We start from the raw sequence: 7,425 nt of genomic DNA, 5'->3' as shown, positions 1-7,425 counted from the left end.
AGAGCCTCGGTTGGAAGACACCCGCCGAAGCCCTCAACGACCATCTACTATCGATGAAATAAGCCGGTGTTGCATCCACTGGTTGAACCTGGTCAATATACGTCCATCAAGCTGACAACTCGGATGATGCGAGCGGGAGTTGAGGCATCCATGGGTTCAGTCGGGGACTCGTACGATAACGCCCTCGCGGAGAACCTCTGGATGCTCATCAAAACCGAGGGCCTGCGTGGTCGCGCCTTCACCACCCGGGCCGAGGCGAACCTCGCCCTCTTCGAGTACATCGACGGCTTCTATAACTCCCGCCGCATCCAGGAACGTCTCGGATTCCTCAGCCCGATCGAGTTCGAGGAGAAGCACTACGCCGACCAGGCGACGACCGAACCAACAGCTGGCGCTTGCACCTGATTGAGAACCTCCTGCCCCAGGCGAGCCGCCATCGGCCGGCCCACCTGCCCGGGCTGGCCGACCGCTATCTGACCGAGAACGAGATGTGGCAGGACCCGGCGAGTGCCGCTGCATCCCTACCGGTGCTGGAGGAACAGCTTGCGACCATTCAGCGCGAGCTGGGGCCCAGCCACCAGAACACCTTTGCCGCCCGGGTCACCGTCGTCATGGTGCGGTTCGCGGCCGGTGGCGACGCCCCTGCGGCCATGGCCGAACTGCGCGTCGTGATCGCCGACATGACGCGGGCCCTGGGGCCCGGGCACCCCTCCACCTTCGCCGCCCGCCACAACCTGGCGCAGGTGCGGCGAAAGTCGGGGGACCGGGCGGCAGCCACTGCCGCCTTCGTCACGCTGTTCCTCGAAGAATTACGTGTGCTGGGCCCCGACCACGAGGAGGTCCTGGACACCCGCTACGAACTTGCCCATCTGCGGGGGGAAGAGGGCGATGTGGCGGGAGCCGTCGCCGCCTTCACCTCACTGCTCGCGGACCAGGAGCGTCTGCTGGGCCATGACCACGTCCTGACCGAACTGACCCGCCGCAGCCTCGCCCAGTGGCGGCGGGAGACCGCGAACCCGCCGCAAGAGGCCACGGCCGTCCCCGGCGGGCCGCTGATCGCCCACGCCCCCGTGCTCAGCCCCGACCATCCCAACACGCTTCCCGCCTATGAGGCCAGGCTCGCTCACCTGGAGCGCAGCCTCGGCCATGGCCACCCTGACACCCTCACCACCTGGTGGTTCCTCGCCACACTTCGGGCAAAGGCCGGGGACGCGTCCGGGACCGCTGCCGCCTACGCCGGCCTGCTGGAGCATGACCTGCACGCCGTGGGCTTCGACGACACCGACATCGGCGTCCTCCGCACCAACCTCGAATACTGGCGGAGCCTTGAGCAGCGCTGAGGCCGGGGCACGACGGCGTGAGACCGCGCGAAACCCGGACTTGTCAACTAAGCTTCAAGTCATGAGCGTGCTGGAGTTGACTCTCTCGGAGTTGCTGAACAAGCCCAAGGCCACGCTGGCGAACCTGCGGGGCACGCGGCGGATAGTGCTGCGCCGCCGTGATGACGAGGACCTGGTGCTGACCACCGCCGCGCGGGCCGGCCAGGACCTGGAGGTGATGGGCGCGACGAGCCGGATGTTCGTGGAGATGATGCGCACTGCGCAGGGCCGCGCCCTGGTCCTGGATGTGCTGCCTGCGACGTTCCCGTGGGTGCGCTATCTCCCCGCGCACGACGTGCGCGCCTTCTCCGTCGAGCTGGTCGACGCGCTCGGCGCCGCAACCTCCCTGGACAACACCGCCGGCGTCGCCCAGCTGCTCACCGAGTGGCGGCATACCGCCGAGGTGCACGCGGATCCCGAACTTTACGCTGCGCTGACCACCGACTCGGGTGAGGATTACGGGCCGGTGCCCGAGCCCGGAACCGCGGCGTGAGCCCCAAGCGCGGAGAGCACGCCGCTCCGCCGCCGGGCCCCGATGAGTGGGACGTCCGCTTCGCCCACGGCGAGGCCGCCAAGGGATGGGAGCAGTTGGGTGCCCAGGCCGCGGGCAACACCCGCGCCGCCTGGCACCTGATGCGGACCGATCCGGCCCCGGCCGCCCGCACCGAGCGCCATCACCAGCTCAAGGGTGAACTGTCCCGCGGCCGGCACCGCGGCGAGACGATGGACCGCTGGCAGATCGAGGTCGTGCGCCGTGAGGCGCTGATGGATTGTGAGGAGGTGCAAGACCTTCTCCGGTGCCCTGTCGCAGCAGGGTGCTGAAGCTGAGGGCAGCCCGATCCGGGAGACGCCGGGGAGGGCGGGAAGCAGCCCTGACAAAGCCGGGGCGTGACCAGCACCGCCAGATGGTTCGGGTCCGGCAAGCGAGTGGTGGAGGTATACGCGAGAAACCGGTGTGTGACGCCCCCTAAGTTGCCCGTCAGCTCGAACCTGGTGGATATGGGCTGGCTGCGATGCATCTCCGCTCAGCGATTACGGGCGGAGAACTTCGGTGGCCCTGACTTCACGGCTGCTGGAGGCCACGGCGAATGTCTGCGGCGTAACCGTGGCGAGGTCGCGGGGGTATAGCCGGATGCCTACCACTACGAACGATCCATCAGTGAACACGGGAACCGTTCCGGTCCCGCCCAGGGCCGCGCATCCAGCGTGGATGACCGGGCTGAGCGCGTCGTCTGCCGACCGGTCCGGAACGGGGCGGAGCCGCCGTAGCACTCCGAGTCCGGGAAAGCCGGTCACATGGGGAAGGGCGGCAGCAAGAGTCGCAAGGAGGGGTTGCAATGCCTGAAGATGCCAGGGTGAATGGCCTGGCTCCGGTTTCCACGGCGGGTTCGTGGCATCGGGTACGGGAGATGCAGACCAAGCTTCACCGTTGGGCGACGGCTGAACCCGGCCGTTCTTTCGATGATCTGTACAACCTGATCCACGATCCGTGTTTCCTCGCTGAGGCGTGGGAACGGGTCGCGGGCAACGTCGGTGCCAACACCCCTGGAGTGGATCGCCGCACGGTGCGGCGGATCACGGAGAAGGAGGGCGGCGCGGAGGCGTTTCTGGCCGATTTGCGGGCGCAGTTGAAGGCCCGTGAGTTCTGTCCGCTGCCGGTTCGGGAGAAGGAGATTCCCAAGCCGGGCGGATCGGGAAAGTGACACTTTGGCTGCCGGACGTGTCAGCGGACGCGGCGGTAGGACTGAGTAGCCCCACCCACAATGCGAGTAGGGCCAGGACAATCTGGATGGATCTTCGGTGCACCGGACCCCCCCACAGGTAAGTGTTGTCGGAACGCGGTCACACTATCTGCACAAAGCGTCACGAGAACCTCACTCGACGCCCGGGTTACGCGTGCACTCCGCGACATCCGCCAGGGCAGCGGCATGGATCACCACGTCGCTGCCCGCGACCAGGTCGTCCATCAGCGCGGCATCGGTGATGTCGCCGACCTCGCACACTGCGCCGCCTGGCTGCGCTTCGATGCCGACCGCCATGCCGACGCCCAACGCCACTGGCAGGCCGCCGTCCACGCCGCCCACCAGGCCGGAGACCGCAACCTGGCCGCCGTCGCCCTCTCCGACCTCGCCTACCAGGCCACCTGGCTCTCCAGGCCCGCAGACGCAGTCCGCATCCTGGAACATGCCCGCTCCCGCACCCGCACACCGGCTGTCCGTTCGCTCCTCGACGTACGTCAGGCACGGGCCTGCGCAGTACTCCACGACCGTCCAGGTACCAGGCGCGCACTGGCGTCCGCCGAGAGGGAACTGGAACGGATGCGCCCCCAGGAAACACCCCCTGTCGTCTCCTGGATGTCGATCGCGGACGTCAACGCCGACGCCGGACGCTGCTGGCTCGACCTCGGCGACGCAGACCACGCCGTTGCTGGCTTCGGCACCTGCAACGGACGGCACGCCAGTGAGCGCACAGACACCACGCTGAGGCAGGGGACGGCCTGCTAGCCTCCGCGCTGTTCCTCGTCTTGGCGGGTTGAGGCCCGCACGGCAAGATTGTGAGCTTCTGCGTGGACCACGACGGCAACCGATCTCCGCATACCCTTGGCGCAGCACCACGGGCTCTGCGGCTGATCGTCACGGGCGGAGGTACGGGCGGGCACACGTATCCGGCCCTCACTGCGGTACGTACCCTGCGCGGTCGGCTTGCCGAACTTGGCCGGACGCTCGAAGTCTTGTGGGTGGGTGCGGCAGACAGCCTGGAATCACGCGTTGCCGCACAAGAGGGGATCGCTTTCGCCTCGGTCGCCGTCGGCAAGATCAGGCGCTCCAGCAATCCCCTGAAGCTCGCCTCGCCCGCAAACGTGAAAGATATGGGGCGCGTCCCGCTCGGCGTGTTCCAGGCCCGGAAGGTCATTTCACGGTTCGCGCCGGACGTGGTCCTTGCCACGGGCGGATACGTCGCCGTGCCGGTGGGTGTGGCTGCGACCCGGCTGTGCCACCGCCCCTTGGTGGTGCACGAGCAGACCGTGCGGCTGGGGCTGGCGAACAAGACGCTCGCCGGCGCCGCGACGGCGGTGGCTGTGTCCTCGGCGTCCACGCTGGAGTTGCTGCCCGAAGCCGTACGCGCGAGGGCCGTGGTCACCGGCAACCCGGTGCGCCCAGAGGTCTTCACCGGGCAGGCGGACAAGGTCATCGGGACCCTGGGGCTGAGCGGGTTCGACCGTCGCCTGCCCACGGTCTACGTCACCGGCGGGGCTCAGGGTTCCTTGCAGATCAACACCCTCGTCAAGGAACTCCTGCCGTGGCTCCTCAGTCACGCAAATGTCATCCACCAGTGCGGCCCCGACCATGTCGAAGGGCTGCGCCGGGATACGGGCGGCCTCCCGCCGCAGCTGGCGGGACGCCACCATCTCACCGCCTACGTGGGCCCGGAGCTGCCCGATGTGCTCGCACTGGCCGACGTCGTCATCTCACGCAGCGGTGCCGGCACCATCGCCGAGCTGACCGCGCTGGGCAAGGCGTCTGTGCTGGTCCCGCTACCTCGGCCGGCAATGAGCAGGCGTACAACGCAGCCCATCTGGAACAGGCGGGAGCCGCGGTCGCCCTGATCGGTGACGTGACACCTGAGCGGTTGCGCGAAGCCGTGGCTCCGCTGCTCGCGCAAGAGGCCAAGCGCACCGAAATGGCCGGGCGCGCTCGTGCGCACGGCCGTCCCGATGCGGCTGAACAGCTGACGGACCTGGTGCTGTCCGTCGCCGGGGGCCAGGGCAGGTAGTGAGTGGCCCCTCCTCGATGATCACGCGGAACGCGTCAGAAGGTGCGTCCCACGACGGCCGACGCGGCGGCCGTTGGCGGTGTCCGCGTACGCGTCGGCCTGCGTCGCGAGGTATGGAAAGGTCACCCGCCCTTCTTTGACTTTGTACATGGCGGTGTCCGCGCCGCGCAGGATCCGACTGCATGCAACGGTCATCACCGCCCCCGTACGGTGACCACGGCCGCCGGCCGGATCGAGGTCCGTGCCCCGCGGGTGGACGACCGCCGTGTCGAGGAGGCTACCGGTGAACGGCAGCGGTTCTCCTCGAAGATCCTGCCGCCGTGGTGCCGCAAGTCCCCGAAGATCAGCGAGGTTCTGCCTCTCCTCTACCTGCACGGCTTGTCCGGCGGTGACTTCGTGCCCGCGCTCGAGCGGTTCCTCGGCTCCGCCGCCGGACTGTCGGCCGCGACTCAACCGGCTGGCCAAGCAGTGGCAGGACGACCATGCAGCCTTTCAGCACCGTGCCCTGTCCGACAGCGACTACGTCTACGTGTGGGCCGACGGTGTCCATCCCAAGGTCCGCCTCGGTCAGGCCCACTCCTGCGTCCTGGTTCTGATGGGCGTGCGCCTGGACGGCAGCAAGGAACTGATCGCGCTGGCCGAAGGGCTGCGGGAGTCCACGGAGTCGTGGGCCGACTTGCTGCGGGACTGCCGCAGACGCGGCATGAAGGATCCGGCGCTGGTCGTCGGGGGCGGCGCGATGGGTCTGTGGCGGGCTCTGGCGGAGGTGTTTCCGCAGGCCAGGCACCAGAGGTGCTGGGTTCACAAGCTCCGAAACGTGTCGAACGCCCTGCCGAAGTCGGCGCAGCCCGGTGCGAAGAAGGCCCTGCAGGAGATCTACAACGCCCAGGACCGCGACCATGCCGAGCAGGCGGTCCGCGCTTTCGAGAAGACCTACGGCGCGAAATGGCCCAAGGCCGTCGGAAAGATCACCGACGACCTGGACGAGCTGTTGGCGTTCTACGACTTCCCCGCCGAGCACTGGATCCATCTGCGGACCACGAATCCCATCGAGTCGACCTTCAGCACGGTGAAACTCCGGACGAAGGTGACCCGCGGTGCCGGCAGCTCGGCAGCTGCTCTTGCGATGGTGTTCAAGCTCGCCGAGGCCGCCCAGGCCCGCTGGCGGGCAGTCACCGCACCCCACCTGGTTGCCCTCGTCCGATCCGGCGCCCGCTTCGAAAACGGTCAACTGGTCGAACGCCCCGACGAACAGGCAGCGGCCGCCTAGTGATCCGAGGCCGAGTCACGCGGTTCACTGCGAGATGATCCTCCCATGGCGGATGTGGTTTTCTTCGATCTGGACGGCACCCTGGTCGATCACCGAAGCGCGGTCTTGGAAACGATCGGCCAGATCGTCCAGGCCGCGCCGAACGCGACGGCTCCACCAGAGGAGCTGGTGACGTTGTGGTGGACGCTGGAGGCGCGGCACATGCGGGAGTACCTGGCCGGTCAGTGCTCCTTCGCTGAGCACCACCGACGCAGGCTCCGTTCCTTCCTGCCGATGCTCGGCGAGCCGGTTCCTGATAGTCCCGGCCTTCTGGACGCCTGGATCGCCGAGCGCTACCTCACCGTGTTCGAGAAGTCCTGGCGGTGCTATCCCGATGTCCAGCCCTGCCTGGAGACCCTGAAACGGCTTCCCCGAGGACCGCGTCTGGCGGTTCTCACCAACGGAGACCCCGAGCAGCAGCGCGCCAAGCTCGCCCGCTTCGGCCTCCTCGAATACTTCGAAGCCATTCTGACCCCGACCGAGCTCGGTGCGGCCAAGCCCGTCGCCTACGCCGCCGCCTGCCGGCGGATGCAGACGGACCCCGCGCAGGCCGTCAACGTGGGCGACATGCTGAGCAGCGACGTGAACGCAGCCGCCCTGGCCGGGCTGACTGGCATCTGGCTGGACCGCGGCATCGACTTCGTCACCGGTGGACCATCGCCGACGGCAGACGAGACGGTCCTCCGCATCGAACGGCTCACCGACCTTCCCGACCACCTATCACCCACGAATGCCTGACAAGCCCTTAAGGACTTGATCCACAGGTCTTGACTATTACTCCTCATCCGCCTGTTCCTGGGGCTGCGGCGCGCGCCGCAGCCTCGTCCGGCCGTGACGGTCGCGTCCCGGTCGCCGGCCTGCGAGGACGTTGCCGGGCCAGTGGCGATCACGGGCTCCGGAACATCCTCGATTCCCCCGTGCGCGTGCGCCGGGACGGCTGCGGTGACCGGGGTTTCGGAGTTG

At 68.0% G+C, this 7,425-nt stretch carries 7 protein-coding genes and 2 pseudogenes; all 9 read left to right on the top strand.

The window, feature by feature from the left end; translation table 11 throughout:
- Window positions 1-201 precede the first annotated feature (201 nt).
- The 9 genes and pseudogenes from ACZ67T_RS45955 to ACZ67T_RS45915 all read left to right on the top strand — a co-directional run bounded on the left by ACZ67T_RS45955 (window position 202) and on the right by ACZ67T_RS45915 (window position 7,200).
- Window positions 202-405 carry an IS3 family transposase gene (locus ACZ67T_RS45955; protein WP_469992997.1) on the top strand — a complete coding sequence of 68 codons (204 nt, stop codon included), beginning with the start codon at window positions 202-204 and terminating at the stop codon, window positions 403-405.
- Complete coding sequence (locus tag ACZ67T_RS45950) at window positions 396-1,340, top strand: hypothetical protein (RefSeq protein ID WP_469992995.1); 945 nt, start codon at window positions 396-398, stop codon at window positions 1,338-1,340. Before ACZ67T_RS45955 ends, ACZ67T_RS45950 begins: the two co-directional genes overlap by 10 nt.
- A 61-nt stretch (window positions 1,341-1,401) precedes the next feature.
- The gene (locus ACZ67T_RS45945; RefSeq protein ID WP_469992993.1) at window positions 1,402-1,872 is read left to right on the top strand and encodes a DUF6247 family protein; all 471 of its coding nucleotides are present in this window, start codon (window positions 1,402-1,404) and stop codon (window positions 1,870-1,872) included.
- Window positions 1,869-2,201 carry a hypothetical protein gene (locus tag ACZ67T_RS45940; protein ID WP_469992991.1) on the top strand — a complete coding sequence of 111 codons (333 nt, stop codon included), beginning with the start codon at window positions 1,869-1,871 and terminating at the stop codon, window positions 2,199-2,201. Before ACZ67T_RS45945 ends, ACZ67T_RS45940 begins: the two co-directional genes overlap by 4 nt.
- A 515-nt stretch (window positions 2,202-2,716) precedes the next feature.
- A complete protein-coding gene (locus ACZ67T_RS45935; protein WP_469992989.1) occupies window positions 2,717-3,082 on the top strand; it encodes a hypothetical protein in 366 nt (121 codons plus the stop codon).
- Window positions 3,083-3,307: 225 nt separating this feature from the next.
- Window positions 3,308-3,883 carry a hypothetical protein gene (locus ACZ67T_RS45930; RefSeq protein ID WP_469992987.1) on the top strand — a complete coding sequence of 192 codons (576 nt, stop codon included), beginning with the start codon at window positions 3,308-3,310 and terminating at the stop codon, window positions 3,881-3,883.
- Between the two features lie 116 nt (window positions 3,884-3,999).
- Window positions 4,000-5,153 (top strand): annotated as a pseudogene (locus ACZ67T_RS45925) (UDP-N-acetylglucosamine--N-acetylmuramyl-(pentapeptide) pyrophosphoryl-undecaprenol N-acetylglucosamine transferase).
- Between the two features lie 186 nt (window positions 5,154-5,339).
- Window positions 5,340-6,423: pseudogene (locus ACZ67T_RS45920) on the top strand (IS256 family transposase); the annotation flags it as partial.
- Between the two features lie 45 nt (window positions 6,424-6,468).
- Window positions 6,469-7,200: an HAD family hydrolase gene (locus ACZ67T_RS45915; protein ID WP_469992985.1), complete on the top strand. Its 732-nt coding sequence runs from the start codon at window positions 6,469-6,471 to the stop codon at window positions 7,198-7,200.
- Window positions 7,201-7,425: the final 225 nt, after the last annotated feature.

Source organism: Streptomyces sp. NPDC107517 (assembly GCF_055582645.1).
The sequence above is the reverse complement of the archived record's forward strand: the minus strand, read 5'-3'. Positions and strand labels throughout refer to the sequence as shown.

Coding starts and splice junctions, on each gene's coding strand:
- ACZ67T_RS45955 (WP_469992997.1), top strand. CDS start 202: ATGCTCATCAAAACCGAGGGCCTGCGTGGTCGCGCCTTCACCACCCGG.
- ACZ67T_RS45945 (WP_469992993.1), top strand. CDS start 1,402: ATGAGCGTGCTGGAGTTGACTCTCTCGGAGTTGCTGAACAAGCCCAAG.
- ACZ67T_RS45935 (WP_469992989.1), top strand. CDS start 2,717: ATGCCTGAAGATGCCAGGGTGAATGGCCTGGCTCCGGTTTCCACGGCG.
- ACZ67T_RS45930 (WP_469992987.1), top strand. CDS start 3,308: ATGGATCACCACGTCGCTGCCCGCGACCAGGTCGTCCATCAGCGCGGC.
- ACZ67T_RS45915 (WP_469992985.1), top strand. CDS start 6,469: ATGGCGGATGTGGTTTTCTTCGATCTGGACGGCACCCTGGTCGATCAC.